A 14,308-nucleotide genomic window follows, 5' to 3' on the forward strand; every position below is an offset into this window, starting at 1 on the left:
TTCCTGTTTAGAAAGGTCCGCCGCGGACCGGCTGGGGACTCAGCCGCCGATCGCGGACATCGGCCGGACCGGCTGCAGAAAGCTCGGGTCGTTGATGCCGTGGCCGGGGAGTTTGCCGCGCATCGCCCGGCGCCAGCGGTCGGCCAGTTCGTCGTCGTCCGCACCCGCGCGCAACGCCGTCCGGAGATCGGATTCGGTCCGCGCGAACAAGCAGTCGCGGACCTGACCGTCGGCCGTCAGCCGGACCCGGTCGCAGTCGCCGCAGAACGGGCGCGTCACGCTCGCGATGATGCCGACCGTGGCCGGGCCGCCGTCGACGGTGAACGACTCGGCCGGTGCGCTGCCCCGCGTCGCCGCATCGGTCGCCGTCAGGGTGAAACGCCCACCGAGCAGCTCGAGGATCTCGTCCGCGGTGACCATCTGGTCCCGGCTCCAGCCGTGCTGGGCGTCCAGGGGCATCTGCTCGATGAAGCGCAGCTCGTAGCCGTGGTCGAGGCAGAACTGCAGCAACTCGGGCGCCTGATCGTCGTTCACGCCACGCATCAGCACCGCGTTGACCTTCACCGGCGTCAGGCCGGCCTGGTGGGCCGCCGCGAGACCCGCCAGGACGTCCTTCAGGCGGTCCCGTCGGGTGAGCTGCAGGAACGTGTCCGGCCGAATCGTGTCGAGGCTCACATTCACCCGGTCGAGTCCGGCCTCGCGCAACGCCTCCGCCTGCCGGGCCAGGCCGATCCCGTTCGTGGTGATCGAGATCTGCGGGCGGGGCTCGAGTTGGGCGGTACGGGCGACGATCCCGACTACGCCGCGGCGAAGCAGCGGCTCTCCCCCGGTGAAGCGGATCTCGTCGACGCCGAGCCGGTGGACGGCCACCTCGATCAGCCTGATGATCTCGTCATCCGTCAGCAATTCCGGCTTGGCGAGCCAGTCGAGGCCCTCTTCGGGCATGCAGTAGGTGCAACGCAGGTTGCACCGGTCGGTCAGCGACACGCGCAGATCGGTCGCGACCCGGCCGAAGTTGTCGGCCAGGCCTGGCTGGGTCGTGCTGGGCGCTGTCACGGGGCCAGCGTACGTCCCGCCCGGCAGCCGACCGCGAGGCGTTTCGGTGGATGGCTTAAGTTCGAACCGTGCGTCGTCTGATGAATCTCCGCTGGATCACCGCCGCGTTGATGATCCTCGTCCTCGCCGGGGTCTGCGTGGAGCTCGGCCGGTGGCAGCTGCACCGGCTGGACGCCCGCAAGGCGCGCAACGAGGTCACCCGGACCAATCTGGCCGCTCCGGCGGCTCCGCTGGCCGAGATCGTCGGGCCACAGCGAGTGATCGGCGATCAGCACGACTGGCGCACCGCGGTCGTCACCGGCCGGTACGACCCCGCCAAGCAGGTCGTGATGCGCTATCGGAACATCAACGACCGCCCGGGGTTCGAGATCGTCACGCCGTTGCTCCTGTCCGACGGCACCGCCGTCCTGGTCGACCGGGGCTTCCTGCCCAAGCAAGGCGGCGAGCTGGCGCCGAGCAGCATCCCCGCCGCGCCATCCGGAGAGGTCACCGTCACCGGCCGCCTCCGCCGCAGCGAGCGTGGCGGGCATACGAACGGCGGTACGCCGTCCGACGGCACCGCCAGGCTCATCAACGGAGCCGACTTCGCCCCGGCGCTCGGGCTGACCCTGTACGACGGCTACCTGACCGTGGAGCAGCAGGTTCCCGCCGCGGATCCGGCCTTCGACGGGTTCCCGGGGCCGGAGATCGACGACGGACCGCACTTCTTCTACGCCTTGCAGTGGTTCTTCTTCGCCCTGCTGGCGGTCGGCGGGCTGGTCTACTTCTCCCGGCGTGACGTGACCGGCGAGAACGCCGGCTCCCCGGATCCCCAAGCCGCCGTCCCGCCGGACGATTCGTTGCCCACTGCAACGACATCGGCCGGTTCGCGAAGCGGTCCGGGTAATCCGTAGTACCGGCTGCCGTTGCCTGCGGCCACCACCGGCGTGTCGGCCTGTCCAGGCACACGGAACGCCGGTCTGGCGCTGGCGGCAACTACTTTACGGTGAGACGGCTGTCCAGTGAATGAGATCGTTGCCACCCCTGGCGGCGCGCTCGGCGGCGAGATCTGACGGCGTGAGGCAGGATGGAGCCGTGGACCTCGGACTTCGTGATCGCATCTATATCGTCACCGGCGCCAGTGGCGGGCTGGGCTTCGCCACCGCGAAAGCCCTGGCTGCCGAAGGGGCCCGGCTGGTCATCTCCAGCAGGAACGAGGAATCGATTTCACGGGCGGCCGCGGAGCTCGGCGCCAACGTCGTCGGCATCCCGGTCGACAACGCCGACCCGGAGAGCGCGCAGCGGCTGGCCGCGACGGCGGTGGCCAAGTGGGGTGCCCTGCACGGCGCGCTGATCAGCGTCGGCGGCCCCCGGCCCGGTACGGCGATGGACACCGACGAGGACGACTGGCGAGCAGCCTTCGAGAGCGTTTTCCTCGGCGGACTGCGGATCGCCCGCTCGGTCGCACGAGCCGGTACGGACGGCACGTCGATCGCCTTCGTGCTGTCGTCGTCGGTGAAATCGCCGATCAACGGGCTGGCGATCTCGAACGGCCTGCGCCCGGGGCTCGCGATGGTGGCCAAGACCCTCGCCGACGAGCTCGGGCCGAACGGCGTCCGGGTGAACGGCCTGATGCCCGGCCGGATCGCGACCGACCGCCTGAAGGAGCTCGACGGCAAGAGCGGCGACCCCGACGCGGCCCGCCGGGCGGCGGAGAAGACCATCCCGCTGCGCCGCTACGGGATGCCCGACGAGTTCGGCCGGGTGGCCGCCTTCGTCCTGTCCCCCGCCGCGTCCTACCTGACCGGCGCCATCATCCCGATCGACGGCGGCGCCCTCCGCACGATCTGACGCCCTTCTACTGCCCTGGCTCCTCGGGCGCAGCTTCCTCGGGCGCAGGCTCCTCCGGCGCGGGGTCCTTGGGTCGGTCGCGGTCCTTCGACGGCTGGACGCGCTTCGGCTCGCCGGGCATCTTCGGGTACTCCGGCGGGTAGGGCAGATCGCCTTCGCCGAAGTCGCGTTCGTGCTTGGCGGACAGCTCCAGCAGGGACTCCAGCGAGAACGCCTTCTCGCCGACGGCCGCGTGCAGGTCGCCGACCTCGGCGAACCGGGCCGGCATCGTCAGTACGTCGAAGTCGTCCGGAACCACCTCGGAGACCTCCTCCCAGCGCAACGGCGCCGAAACCCGGGCCCGCGAGTTCGGGCGGACCGAGTAGGCCGAGGCGATCGTGCGGTCGCGGGCCATCTGGTTGAAGTCGATGAAAACGCGTTCGCCGCGCTCCTCCTTCCACCAGTTCACCGTCACCTGGTCGGGCATCCGGCGAGCCAGCTCGCGACCGACCGCGATGACCGCCCGGCGAGCCTGGATGAAGTCCCAACGAGGCTCGATCGGCACGTAGACGTGCAGCCCGCGGCCACCCGAGGTCTTCGGATAGCCCTCGAGGCCGTGCTCAGCCAGTAGCTCCCGTAGTACCGGTGCTACCACCGCGGCGCTCTTGAAGTCCGTACCAGGCTGGGGGTCGAGGTCGATCCGGAGCTGGTCCGGTGAGTCGAGCTCCGGGCGGCGGACAGGCCACGGGTGGAAGGTCAGGGTGCCGAGGTTGGCCGCCCAGACGACCACTGCGAGCTCGCTCGGGCAGACCTCGTCGGCGGGCCGGCCGCTGGGGAACTTGATCGTCGCGGTCTCGACCCAGTCGGGCGCGCCCTTGGCGACCCGCTTCTGGTAGAACGCGTCGCCTTTGTTGTCCATCCGGGTGGACAGCTTCGCGCCCTCGAACCAGCCGCCCGGCCAGCGCTCCAGCGTGGTCGGGCGGTCCCGGAGCGCGCCCAGGATGCCGTCGCCGACCGCGACGAAGTAGTTCACGATGTCCAGCTTGGACAGTCCTCGGTCCGCGAAGTACGGCTTGTCCGGATTGCTCACCCGGACCGTCCGCCCCGCGATCTCCAGCTCGATTGCCTTGGTCGCCGCCATGCCGCCGACGCTACCGGTCGGCACCGGCCAATTGCCGTGACCACCACGGAAAAGGGAAGTTTTCTCAACCCCTGGCCACCCTAGGTGACCGGGCGGTAACGTGCGTGCACCTCGTTCCTGGGGCGTGAGGCCCCCGGGACACTCTTGAAGGAGCACGAGGATGAAGAAATCCGCCCTGCTCGCCGCTGCCACCGCAGTGGCGACCGCAACCGCCCTCGGGCTGGCCGGAGCCCCAACGGCTACCGGCGCACCGAAGGCAGACCCCGGCCCGACCCCCGCCAGCGCGGTCGCCCGGGCGAAGGCTGCGATCTCCGAGAATCTCGGAACCCTCAGAGCCACCGGCGCCGACACCTTCCTCGTGAAGGACGTCATCCTGGACGCCGACGGCTCCAGCCACGTCCGGATGGACCGGACCATCGGCGGACTGCCGGTGCTCGGTGGCGACGTCGTGGTTCACCAGGCCAAGGACGGCGCCGTGAAGGGCGTCAGCCTGACCCTCGACCGGTCGGCGAACGTCAGCCGGACAGCGAAACTCAGCTCCGCCACCGCGCTCGCCAAGGGAGTCGCCGGCGGCCTCAAGGCCGAGGGCAAGCCGTCCCTGGTGATCGAGGCCCGCAAGGGCGCGCCGCGGCTGGCGTACCTGGTCACCTCCGGCGGCACGCAGGCCGACGGCACGCCCAGCCACGTGACCACGACGATCGACGCGCTGACCGGCGCCAAGCTTGTCAGCGAGCAGCACATCGAGACGGTCACCGGCGACGGCAAGAGCCTGTACTCCGGGACGGTGCCGATCGACACCACGGCGGTGTCGGGCGGGTTCAACCTGACCGACTCGGTCCGCGGCGGTGGTACCACCCTCGACGCGCAGAACAAGACCGACTCGATCCTGTGCCAGCTGTTCGGTCTCGGGTGCCCGGTCGCGGCCAAGTTCCTCGACGCGGACAACCACTGGGGTACCGGTCTGAACACCGACCGCGCCTCGGCCGCCGTGGACGCGCACTACGGCGCGGCGACGACGTTCGACTACTACAAGAACATCCACGGCCGGAACGGGATCTTCAACGACGGCAAGGGCGTCCCGAGCCGGGTGCACTACGGCACGAACTACGTGAACGCCTTCTGGGACGGCAAGAAGATGACCTACGGCGACGGCGACAACGTCGTCGCGGGACCGCTCGTGTCGATCGACGTGGCCGGTCACGAGATGTCCCACGGCGTCACCTCGGCGACCTCGAACCTGACCTACTCCGGTGAGTCCGGCGGTCTGAACGAGGCCACCAGCGACATCTTCGGCACCGCGGTCGAGTTCTACTCCAACAACGCCAACGACCCGGGCGACTACTACATCGGCGAAGAGATCATGAAGGACCGGCCGGCCCTGCGGTACATGGACAAGCCGAGCAAGGACGGCCAGTCCAAGGACTGCTGGTACGCCGGGATCGGCGACATCGACGTGCACTACTCCTCGGGCGTGGCGAACCACTTCTTCTACCTCGCCTCCGAGGGCACCGGCGCCAAGACCATCGGCGGCCTGCCGCACGACTCGACCAGCTGCACCGGGTCGACCGTGACGGGCATCACCGAGGCCAAGGTGGCCAAGATCTGGTACCGCGCCCTGACGACGTACTTCACCACCGGTACGACGTACGCCCAGGCGCGGGTCGCGACGCTCAGCGCAGCCACCGACCTGTACGGCGCCTCCAGCCCCGAGCGGGCCACCGTGGCGGCCGCCTGGTCGGCGGTCAGTGTCAACTGAACTGGGTCGACTGAACTGGTGATCGCCGGAGCCTGTCCCACTGGGGCGGACAGGCCCCGGCGATTGCGGCTGGCTTACGTCGGTCGCCGGCGCGGGGTTTCGGTTGACCGGCCGTCGATAATGGGGACATGACAGATAGCACCAAGCAGTACGCCGTCCAGAAGTCCGACGAGGAGTGGCGCGCCAAGCTGGCGCCGGCGGAGTTCCAGGTGCTTCGCAAGGCCGGAACCGAGCGGCCGTTCACCGGTGAGTACACCGACACCAAGACGGTCGGTGTCTACAAGTGCCGGGCCTGTGACGCGGAGCTGTTCCGCAGTGAGACCAAGTTCGACTCGCACTGCGGCTGGCCGTCCTTCTTCGCGCCGCTCGCGGAGGACCGGGTCGAGTACATCGAGGACCACGACCTCGGCATGAAGCGCGTCGAGGTCCGCTGCGCCAACTGCGGCTCCCACCTGGGCCACGTCTTCGAAGGCGAGGGCTACGGCACCCCCACCGACCTCCGCTACTGCATCAACTCGGTCAGCCTCGCCCTGGCCCCGGCTGAGTAGTCACCCCAAGCAGGACCGCGCGGCTCGCCAGGATGTACGAGACGGCCGCGCGGTAACCGCCTGCGTGATCCTCGTCGCGGTGTACGCCGAACGCGGGATTGCCGGCGCGCACCTGCTGCTCGATGTTCGCGGCGTGGGACAGCAGCCGGATGACGATCAGATCCAGTACGTCGGCGGGCTCGACGCCCAGCCCGTAGGAATCGCAGAACAGCCTCAGCCGACGCGCGCGGTCGGGCTCTGCAGACCAACCGAACGGCTCGAGCCACGCCGGTGGGTGAAACGGGACGAACTGGTAAGCGGCGTAGGCCAGGTCCCAGACCCGGTTGGACGGCCGAATGGTGTCCCAGTCGATGATGCCGACCAGTTGGGCGCCATCGAAGACCAGGTTCCAAGGAGCCAGGTCGTGATGTCCGATGCAGTCGATCCGGACGGGCGCAGCGACTTCCAGGTCGTTCCAGGCCGTCGGGTCCACCGGCTCGAAACCGGCCGTGGCGTCGTGCAGGCCGAACGCGTTGGACGGTGTCGCCTTGGCGGATCGGCCTGGAGAAGCGGCCGCCGGGGAGGGCTTCGGCCATCAGATCGGGGTGGCGAGGGCTACTGGGTTGTTGTCGGGGTCGGAGACGTAGGCCTGGCGTTCGCCCCAGGGCATGGTGGCGGGCTCCTGGAGGACCGGGAAGCCGGCGGTGCGGAAGGTGTCCACGGTGGTTTGGACGTCATCGACGTACACGAAGAGCTCGAAGCGGGGGGCCGTGCCGACGGTGATACCGAGCTGGGCTTCGGGCCAGTTGGCGTCGGCGATGCCCAGGGAGGAGTCGCCGCGTTCCAGGCCGACGTAGTGCGGGTCGCCTTCGAGGGGGAACTGATAGCGCGACTCGTAACCGAGCAGGGCGTAGAACTCGACCGACCGGCGGACGTCCGTGACGTACAGGACCGGGAAGGCCTTGCGCTCCGTCACGCCAGGTTCGCGATCAGATCGCTCAACTCGGCCCGCTTGCCGGTGTAGAAGGGGACCTCTTCGCGCACGTGCCGGCGGGCCGTCGACGCGCGCAGGTCGCGCATCAGGTCGACCATCCGGTGCAGCTCGTCGGCCTCGAAGGCGAGCATCCACTCGTAGTCGCCGAGCGCGAACGACGCCACCGTGTTCGCCCGGACGTCGGGGTAGCTGCGCGCCATCTTGCCGTGCTCGGCGAGCATGAACCGGCGCTCCTCGTCGGGCAGCAGGTACCACTCGTACGACCGGACGAAGGGGTAGACGCAGATGAAGGTCCGCGCCTCCTCGTCGGCCAGGAACGCCGGGATGTGGCTCTTGTTGAACTCCGCCGGCCGGTGCAGCGCGAGCTGCGACCAGATCGGCGCCAGGTGCCGGCCGAGCCGCGAGCGGCGCAGCGCGTGGTACGCCTTCTGCAGCGCGTCGGACGTCGGCGCGTGCCACCAGACCATGAAGTCGGCGTCGGCGCGGAACCCCTCGACGTCGTACCAGCCGCGGATCACCACGTCCTCGTCGGCCCCGAGCTTGCCCAGGAGCTCGTTGAGCTCCGCGACGAGCTCGTCGCGGTCGGCGTCGCCGAGCGGCGTCTCCACCTTGAACACCGACCACATGGTGTAGCGGATCACATTGTTCAGCTCGCGCGCCTTCGGCTTCGTCTCGGTCACCCAGCCATTGTCGCCAATGCGTCCAGGTGAGCCTGCACCCGGGTTGCTGCCTTCCCTGCCGAGGCGACGCAGGCAGCGATGCCGACACCCCGGTACGCCGCCCCGCAGACGGCCAGGCCGGGCTGGTCGGCGACGGCCGCTTCTACCCGGTCAATGCGGTCCAGGTGGCCTACGGCGTACTGCGGAAGGCCACCGCCCCACCTGGTGATCAAGGAGCCGACTACGGGCGCCTGCAGGCCCACAGCGGCTCGTAGATCCGCTGCTGCGAGCGCAGTGAGCTCCTCATCCGACCGCTGGAGCACGTACTCCTCACCGAGCCGCCCGACGGAGCAGCGCAGTACTGCGAGGTCTCCCCCGGCGTCGGCGGACCACTGCCACTTGGCGTGGGAGTAGGTCGACGCCTTGATCGTGCGGCCCTCCACTGACGGCACCAGGAAGCCGGACCCGGTTGCCTCCGTCGGCCAGTCCGCCTTGCGTACTGCGAGCGTGACGATCGCCATACTCGCGTACTCGATGGCAGCCAGCTCAGTAGACGCCTGCGGAACCACCTCGGTGAGCATGCGAGCCGCCGGAGCAGCCGGGACAGCCACCACGATCGCGTCGGCCTGCAGCAAGGTCGGGGCGGGCACCGGGCCGGTCTCGAGTTCATAGCCGTCCGCAGTACGGCGGATCCGGCGTACGGTCGCGCTGCGGTGGATCTGGACCCCACGGGCGAGCAGATCGGTCTCCAGCGCGGTGATGAGCCGGTTGACGCCGCCCTTGATGCCGGCGAAGACAGGCTCGCCGGCCGCGTTCCGGCGCTGACTTGTCTCCCGCAGCTCGGCCGTTGCCGCCAGCAGGCTCGGCGCTGTCTTCAGCTTGGCGTAGAGCTCCGGTACCGCGGCCGCCAGCGAGATCTCGTCGGCGCGACCGGCGTAGACCCCGCCAAGCAGCGGGTCGACGAGTTTTTCGGAGACGGCTGCACCCATGCGTTCGGCGACGAACCGCCCGATCGCCACGTCCTCGGTCAACGCGGGCGCGGGTAGGTCGGACTCGTGCGCGACGGTCTCAGCCGCCTCCTCGCCGATGGCGTCGACAGTGGACGCAGGGTCGGTCGGCACGCCCATCACGGTCGGCGGGATCGCCCGGATCCGGTCGCCGATCCAGAGCCCGGCCGAGGTCGTTGCCGGATGCACCACGTCGTCACCCAGCCCGATGGCGTGGATCAGCTCGAGGGCCTCAGGACGACGGGCGAGCACGGACTCGGCGCCGAGGTCGACCGGGATGCCTTCCAGCTCGGCTCCCGCCAGCTTCCCGCCGAGCCGTGGCGACGATTCCAGCACGGTGATCTTCGGGGGGTTCGGCCCACTCGCCAGCGCATGCGCCGCAGCCAGCCCACTGATCCCACCACCGACGACAACTACAGACTTACGCTCCACGACCCCATGAGATCAGACGCTCAAAGAACGCACGTAGGTGAGGCCCGGACCGCCGCCGTACGTCGCCTCACCGACAGGGATGAAGCCGGCGCGGGCCAGCACCGCCTGGGACGCCGCGTTGGTCAGGTTGGTCCCCGCGCGCAACTCCTTCAGCTCGTACTCCCGCGCAGCCAGCCGGCACACCTCGAGCACACCAGCTGTGGCGAGCCCGCGGCCGGTGGCGTGCTCCGCGATCCGATAGCCGAGTTCCGCCGATCCGTCCGCGACGTCGACCAGGTTCACCCGCCCGACCACCCGGCCGTCTTCTTCCACCAGAAGATGGAAATGGAGCTCCCCGGCATCCTGGTCGGCCAGCAGGTCGGCATGCCGGGTGGCGAACTCCGCGAAGTAGGCCTCCCCACGATCGGACACGTGAGCGGCGAAGTACGCCCGGTTCTCCAGCTCGAAGGCAAGCAACGCAGGCGCGTGCTCAAACCGCAGGCGCTCAAGGCAAACGCCCGCCGGAAGACCATTCTCAGGCACGGGCGGACTTCTGCTGGACCGCCTTGACGATGCGGTCGAGAACGTCGGGGTCGGTGGTCGGGGGGACTCCGTGGCCGAGGTTGAAGATGTGGCCGGGCGCCGACTTGCCTTCCTCGAGGATTCGGTCGATCTGGGGCTCGATCGCGTCCCAGCCGGCGATCAGGAGGGCCGGGTCGAGGTTGCCTTGGACCGGCTTCGGGGCGCCGCTCGCCGCGGTGATCCGGCGGACGGCCTCGTCCAGCGGCACTCGCCAGTCGACGCCGACGACGTCTGCGCCGGCCTCGCTCATCAGGCCGAGCAACTCACCCGTGTTCACGCCGAAGTGCAACCGCGGCACGCCGTAGTGCGCGAGCGCCTCGAACACCTTCGCCGAGTGCGGCTGGACGAACTCCGCATAGTCGCGCGCCGACAACCCACCGGCCCACGAGTCGAACAGCTGGATTGCCGAAGCGCCCGCCTCGATCTGCACCGACAGATACGCGATCGCCACGTCCGCGAGCCGGTCGGCCAGCGCGTGCCAGAGCTTCGGGTCGCCATGCATCAGCGCCTTGGTCTTCGCGTGATCCTTGCTCGGCCCGCCCTCGACCAGGTACGACGCGACCGTGAACGGCGCGCCCGCGAACCCGATCAGCGGCGTACCACCCAGCCGCGACACCAGTTCCTGCACCGACTCGGTGATGTACGAGACATCAGCGGGTGTCACCGGACGTACCGGCTCGAGGTCCTCGAGTGACTTGACCGGCGAGGCGACGACCGGGCCGACGCCGGGCTGGATCTCCAGGTCGACACCGACCGCTTTGAGCGGCAGCACGATGTCGGAGAAGAAGATCGCCGCGTCGACGCCGTAACGGCGTACCGGCTGCAGCGTTATCTCCACGACGAGGTCGGGCCGCATACAGGACTCGAGCATCGTCGTGCCAACGCGGATCTCCCGGTACTCCGGCAGCGAGCGACCCGCCTGGCGCATGAACCAGACGGGCGTGTGCGGGACCGGTTCGCCCCGGGCGGCCCGCAGGAAAGCGGACTGCGCGAGCGAGGAGGGTCCATCGGTAGCGGTGGGTGATTGAGGAGATTGCGTCACGGGCACAAGAGCGATGATCCCATGCCCGCGAGGTGTCACCGGCGCGTCGTCACCGGCGTCGGTGAGTAATCAGTCGTAGGCTGCGAAGCATGGGTGCCCGCAAGCAGGTCGACGCGCCACCCGCGGAGTTCGCCGAGGCTCTCACTCAGTTGCGAGAGGCCCGGTTCAGGCCCGAGGTGTTCGTCGAGGAGATGCCCGCACCGCAGCGGATAGCACCGCACGCGGCCGCGGTCAGCGCAGACGTGACGGTCGATGGTGACGATGTCGCCACCGGTCGCCTGGTCGTCCTCTACGACCCGGCGGGGAACGACGCCTGGCAGTCGACCTTCCGTTGTGTCGCGTATGTGCGTGCCGCCGTCGAACCGGAGATGGTGACGGACGCACTGCTCGGTGGCGTGGGCTGGACCTGGTTGATGGAGGCCCTGGCCGACCGGGGCGCCGAGTTCGTGGCGCCGAGCGGTACCGTCACCAGAGTGGTGTCCGAGAGTTTCGGCGGAATGGCCGATGATGAGGCGACGGCGGAGATCGAGATCCGTGCGTCCTGGAGTCCCGTGCCCGGCCCGGACGGGATGGTCGAAGTGACCCACCACGCCGAGGCCTGGGGCGAGGTGCTCTGTACTGCGGCGGGACTCCCGCCGGTTCCGCCGGGGGTGGTCGCGATGCCGACCCGGCGCGGTCAGCGGGGCCGATGAGCCCGGCAGAGACCCAGCAGCAGCCGCCCGTCCCGGATGATCCGGCCGAAGAACTGCCTCTGCTCGAACTACGCGACGGCTTGTCCGACGTGATCGACACCGACCCGGCCCTGGCCGAGGTCGTCGAAGCTTTCCGCGCTGGTACCGGCCCGGTGGCCGTCGACGCCGAGCGTGCGTCCGGCTACCGCTATTCGCACCGCGCGTACCTCGTTCAGCTCCGCCGGGAGGGTTCCGGCTCCGCGCTGGTCGACCCGATCCCGTTCGGTGACCTGTCGTCGCTCGGCGATGCGATCCTCGACGCCGAGTGGATCATCCACGCGGCGAACCAGGACCTGGCCTGCCTGGCCGAGGTCGGGATGGTCCCGAGGACCGTCTTCGACACCGAACTGGCCGGCCGCCTGCTCGGCTATCCCAAGGTCGGGCTGGCCTCGCTCGTCAGCGAAGTACTCGGCTTCAAGATGCGCAAGGAGCATTCGGCGGCCGACTGGTCGACGCGTCCGCTGCCGGGTCCGTGGCTGATCTACGCCCAGCTCGACGTCGAGATGCTGATCGAGCTGCGGGACGCGATCGAGGCCGAGCTGCGCCGCGAAGGCAAGTGGGAGTGGGCGCAGCAGGAGTTCACCGCGATCCTCAACGCCCCGCCGCGCGAGCCCAAGCCGGACCCGTGGCGGCGGACGTCGGGAATGCACCGCGTCCGCAACCGCCGCAGCCTGGCCGTCGTGCGCGCGTTGTGGGAGGCGCGCGACCAGATCGCCGAGTCCGCCGACATCTCCCCCGGCCGCATCCTCCCGGATGCGGCCATCGTCGAGGCCGCCGCTGCGATGCCGGTCGACCGCGACACGTTGCAGCGCCTGACCGCCTTCAAGGGTCGCGGCGCGCACCGCCACATGCGCACCTGGTGGGAGGCGATCGACCACGCCCGCCGCCTGCCCGACACCGAGCTCCCCAAGCAGGGCCCCCGGTACGACGGACCGCCACCGGCTCGCGCCTGGGCGGATCGCGACCCGGACGCGGCAGCCCGCCTCTCGGCCGCGCGGTCGGCGGTCAGCGAGATCGCTGAGGCGCACCGGCTCCCGACGGAGAACCTGCTCTCCCCCGACACGATCCGCCGGCTGGCCTGGACCCCTCCGGCCGATGCCGACCTGACGTCGGTGTCGACGTTCCTGCGCGAGCACAACGCCCGCGAATGGCAGATCGGCCTCACCGCCGAGATCCTCACCGACGCCATCGCCACCGTCGCAGCCCCAGCCGATCCGCTAGACCCAGCCGACACCCCCAACGGCGCCGCTCCCACCAGCGAAGCCCCCACCAGCGAAGCCCCCGCAAGCGACACTCCCTAGCCCTGGCTCCACCCACGGACCAGCCACGATCCGCCCCGCCGGCCGAACTCCCTGAGCACCCATGGACGCCCCGTCCACACCCACCGGCTGGCATAGTTGCCAAGGGCAACGGACTTCCCCGCATACCCAAGTCACCAGGCAAGCGCCTACCTCGTCGCGTCCGGCCAGTTATGCATGCATGGCGGTCCTGCCGGTCCCCTCGACCAAACGCGACAGGCGTGTTCACTGGGATGGTGCTGTTTGGGCGATTTCGGGGGCTGAAATCGTCTTGCTGGGGGTCGGCTGGCAGGTTATTCGACGGCTAGCGTGCTCTAGCACGCTAGCCGTCGAATAACGCGCTAGTGGCCGAGGATTTGAGGTCGCCGATCCCCGTCGGCCCCGAGCAGGCCCCGGCTCCACGTGGGTCGTGGCGTCACGGCCACTCGAATGGTGCCCGGCCGGGCGGGACTCGGGTGCCCGAATGTGCCCGGATGGTGGCTGGTCCTGGCGATGGTGGTGATTCATTCATCGTGGTCAGTCTTTGCAGCGACTCCGGGATAGCTGCGTCTTTCCCTGGTCGTGGTGGTGCGTGTCAAGAGTCGAAACTTGTTTCGATCCCGAAGGGACGCGAAGCGCTCTTGATACGCACCACCACGACTAGGACCATTTCGCAGCCCGGCGACGCAATCCAGAGTCCCTTTCCGTCAGCACCCGGATCCAGAGTCCCCTTGGCAACAGCACCCCGGATCCAGAGTCCCCTTGGCGACAGCACCCCGGATCCAGCCACCCCCTGGTCAGGCGCTGAGTTGCGCCTCGATCGCCTTGGTGATCTCGTCCGACTCCGGCAGCGTCTGCGGGCGGAAGCGGCCGGCGACGGTGCCTTCTGGGGTGATGAGGAACTTCTCGAAGTTCCACTGGACGTCGCCGGCGGTGCCTTCGGCGTCGGGGGTCTGGGTGAGTTCGGAGTACAGGGCGTGCTTGCCGTCGCCGTTGACCTCGAGCTTGTCCAGCATCGGGAACGTCACGCCGTACGTCATCGAGCAGAACGTCTCGATCTCCTCGGCCGAGCCGGGCTCCTGGCCGCCGAACTGGTTGCAGGGCGCACCGAGCACGGTGAAGCCGCGGTCCTCGTAGCGCTTCTGCAGGTTCTCCAGGCCCTCGTACTGCGGGGTGAGGCCGCACTTGGAGGCGACGTTCACGACGAGCACGGCCTTGCCCTTGTACTCGGCCAGGGAGGTGTCGGCGCCGGAAAGAGTGTGCAGTGGGATGTCGTACAGGCTCATCAAAATCCTTAAGAGAAGGTGGAAGGGCCG

15 protein-coding genes are annotated in these 14,308 nt (G+C 69.2%); 6 read left to right on the forward strand and 9 right to left on the reverse strand.

Annotated features, from left to right (window positions below):
- Window positions 1-39 precede the first annotated feature (39 nt).
- Window positions 40-1,056, reverse strand: coding sequence for a GTP 3',8-cyclase MoaA (gene moaA / locus G3I17_RS14045; protein WP_164596461.1), 1,017 nt, complete (start codon window positions 1,054-1,056; stop codon window positions 40-42).
- Between the two features lie 68 nt (window positions 1,057-1,124).
- Between moaA and G3I17_RS14050 the strand changes: the two genes are divergently transcribed.
- Window positions 1,125-1,949, forward strand: coding sequence for an SURF1 family protein (locus G3I17_RS14050; RefSeq protein WP_203590179.1), 825 nt, complete (start codon window positions 1,125-1,127; stop codon window positions 1,947-1,949).
- Window positions 1,950-2,130: 181 nt separating this feature from the next.
- The gene (locus tag G3I17_RS14055; protein WP_164596462.1) at window positions 2,131-2,886 is read left to right on the forward strand and encodes an SDR family oxidoreductase; all 756 of its coding nucleotides are present in this window, start codon (window positions 2,131-2,133) and stop codon (window positions 2,884-2,886) included.
- A gap of 7 nt (window positions 2,887-2,893) precedes the next feature.
- Here the strand turns inward: G3I17_RS14055 and G3I17_RS14060 are convergent, their stop codons facing one another.
- The gene (locus tag G3I17_RS14060) at window positions 2,894-4,006 is read right to left on the reverse strand and encodes a DNA polymerase domain-containing protein (RefSeq protein WP_164596463.1); all 1,113 of its coding nucleotides are present in this window, start codon (window positions 4,004-4,006) and stop codon (window positions 2,894-2,896) included.
- Window positions 4,007-4,166: 160 nt separating this feature from the next.
- Here G3I17_RS14060 and G3I17_RS14065 point away from each other — a divergent pair, with 160 nt between their 5' ends.
- Both G3I17_RS14065 and msrB read left to right on the forward strand, forming a co-directional pair.
- A complete protein-coding gene (locus G3I17_RS14065) occupies window positions 4,167-5,762 on the forward strand; it encodes a M4 family metallopeptidase (RefSeq protein ID WP_164596464.1) in 1,596 nt (531 codons plus the stop codon).
- Between the two features lie 128 nt (window positions 5,763-5,890).
- Window positions 5,891-6,310 (forward strand): peptide-methionine (R)-S-oxide reductase MsrB, encoded by a 420-nt coding sequence (gene msrB, locus G3I17_RS14070; protein ID WP_164596465.1) that lies wholly within the window; start codon window positions 5,891-5,893, stop codon window positions 6,308-6,310.
- Here msrB and G3I17_RS14075 read toward each other — a convergent pair.
- The 6 genes from G3I17_RS14075 to hemE all read right to left on the reverse strand — a co-directional run bounded on the left by G3I17_RS14075 (window position 6,282) and on the right by hemE (window position 10,984).
- Complete coding sequence (locus G3I17_RS14075) at window positions 6,282-6,782, reverse strand: phosphotransferase (protein ID WP_164596466.1); 501 nt, start codon at window positions 6,780-6,782, stop codon at window positions 6,282-6,284. The two genes, msrB and G3I17_RS14075, sit on opposite strands and share 29 nt — an antisense overlap.
- Before the next feature lie 102 nt (window positions 6,783-6,884).
- The gene (locus G3I17_RS14080; RefSeq protein ID WP_164596467.1) at window positions 6,885-7,265 is read right to left on the reverse strand and encodes a VOC family protein; all 381 of its coding nucleotides are present in this window, start codon (window positions 7,263-7,265) and stop codon (window positions 6,885-6,887) included.
- Window positions 7,262-7,963 carry a hydrogen peroxide-dependent heme synthase gene (gene hemQ / locus G3I17_RS14085; RefSeq protein ID WP_164596468.1) on the reverse strand — a complete coding sequence of 234 codons (702 nt, stop codon included), beginning with the start codon at window positions 7,961-7,963 and terminating at the stop codon, window positions 7,262-7,264. The genes G3I17_RS14080 and hemQ overlap by 4 nt, the downstream gene beginning before the upstream one ends.
- Window positions 7,960-9,381 carry a protoporphyrinogen oxidase gene (hemG, locus tag G3I17_RS14090; protein ID WP_164596469.1) on the reverse strand — a complete coding sequence of 474 codons (1,422 nt, stop codon included), beginning with the start codon at window positions 9,379-9,381 and terminating at the stop codon, window positions 7,960-7,962. The genes hemQ and hemG overlap by 4 nt, the downstream gene beginning before the upstream one ends.
- Before the next feature lie 12 nt (window positions 9,382-9,393).
- Window positions 9,394-9,903, reverse strand: a complete 510-nt coding sequence (locus tag G3I17_RS14095) for a GNAT family N-acetyltransferase (protein ID WP_164596470.1) — start codon at window positions 9,901-9,903, stop codon at window positions 9,394-9,396.
- Window positions 9,896-10,984 (reverse strand): uroporphyrinogen decarboxylase, encoded by a 1,089-nt coding sequence (gene hemE, locus G3I17_RS14100; protein ID WP_343238318.1) that lies wholly within the window; start codon window positions 10,982-10,984, stop codon window positions 9,896-9,898. The genes G3I17_RS14095 and hemE overlap by 8 nt, the downstream gene beginning before the upstream one ends.
- An 89-nt stretch (window positions 10,985-11,073) precedes the next feature.
- On the opposite strand from hemE, the gene G3I17_RS14105 reads away from it, so the two are divergent.
- Together G3I17_RS14105 and G3I17_RS14110 are read left to right on the forward strand one after the other, a co-directional pair.
- Window positions 11,074-11,676, forward strand: coding sequence for a DUF3000 domain-containing protein (locus G3I17_RS14105; RefSeq protein WP_164596472.1), 603 nt, complete (start codon window positions 11,074-11,076; stop codon window positions 11,674-11,676).
- Window positions 11,673-13,016: an HRDC domain-containing protein gene (locus G3I17_RS14110; RefSeq protein WP_203590181.1), complete on the forward strand. Its 1,344-nt coding sequence runs from the start codon at window positions 11,673-11,675 to the stop codon at window positions 13,014-13,016. Before G3I17_RS14105 ends, G3I17_RS14110 begins: the two co-directional genes overlap by 4 nt.
- Before the next feature lie 773 nt (window positions 13,017-13,789).
- Here the strand turns inward: G3I17_RS14110 and G3I17_RS14115 are convergent.
- Window positions 13,790-14,278, reverse strand: a complete 489-nt coding sequence (locus tag G3I17_RS14115; RefSeq protein ID WP_164596473.1) for a glutathione peroxidase — start codon at window positions 14,276-14,278, stop codon at window positions 13,790-13,792.
- Window positions 14,279-14,308 lie beyond the last annotated feature (30 nt).

This window comes from Streptomyces sp. SID13031, from assembly GCF_010548305.1.
GTDB lineage: Bacteria > Actinomycetota > Actinomycetes > Propionibacteriales > Kribbellaceae > Kribbella.

What these genes read in the sequence shown, in the direction of transcription:
- G3I17_RS14060 (WP_164596463.1), bottom strand. Translation starts at nt 4,006, where the DNA reads ATGGCGGCGACCAAGGCAATCGAGCTGGAGATCGCGGGGCGGACGGTC.
- G3I17_RS14065 (WP_164596464.1), top strand. Translation starts at nt 4,167, where the DNA reads ATGAAGAAATCCGCCCTGCTCGCCGCTGCCACCGCAGTGGCGACCGCA.
- msrB (WP_164596465.1), top strand. Translation starts at nt 5,891, where the DNA reads ATGACAGATAGCACCAAGCAGTACGCCGTCCAGAAGTCCGACGAGGAG.
- G3I17_RS14105 (WP_164596472.1), top strand. Translation starts at nt 11,074, where the DNA reads ATGGGTGCCCGCAAGCAGGTCGACGCGCCACCCGCGGAGTTCGCCGAG.
- G3I17_RS14110 (WP_203590181.1), top strand. Translation starts at nt 11,673, where the DNA reads ATGAGCCCGGCAGAGACCCAGCAGCAGCCGCCCGTCCCGGATGATCCG.
- G3I17_RS14115 (WP_164596473.1), bottom strand. Translation starts at nt 14,278, where the DNA reads ATGAGCCTGTACGACATCCCACTGCACACTCTTTCCGGCGCCGACACC.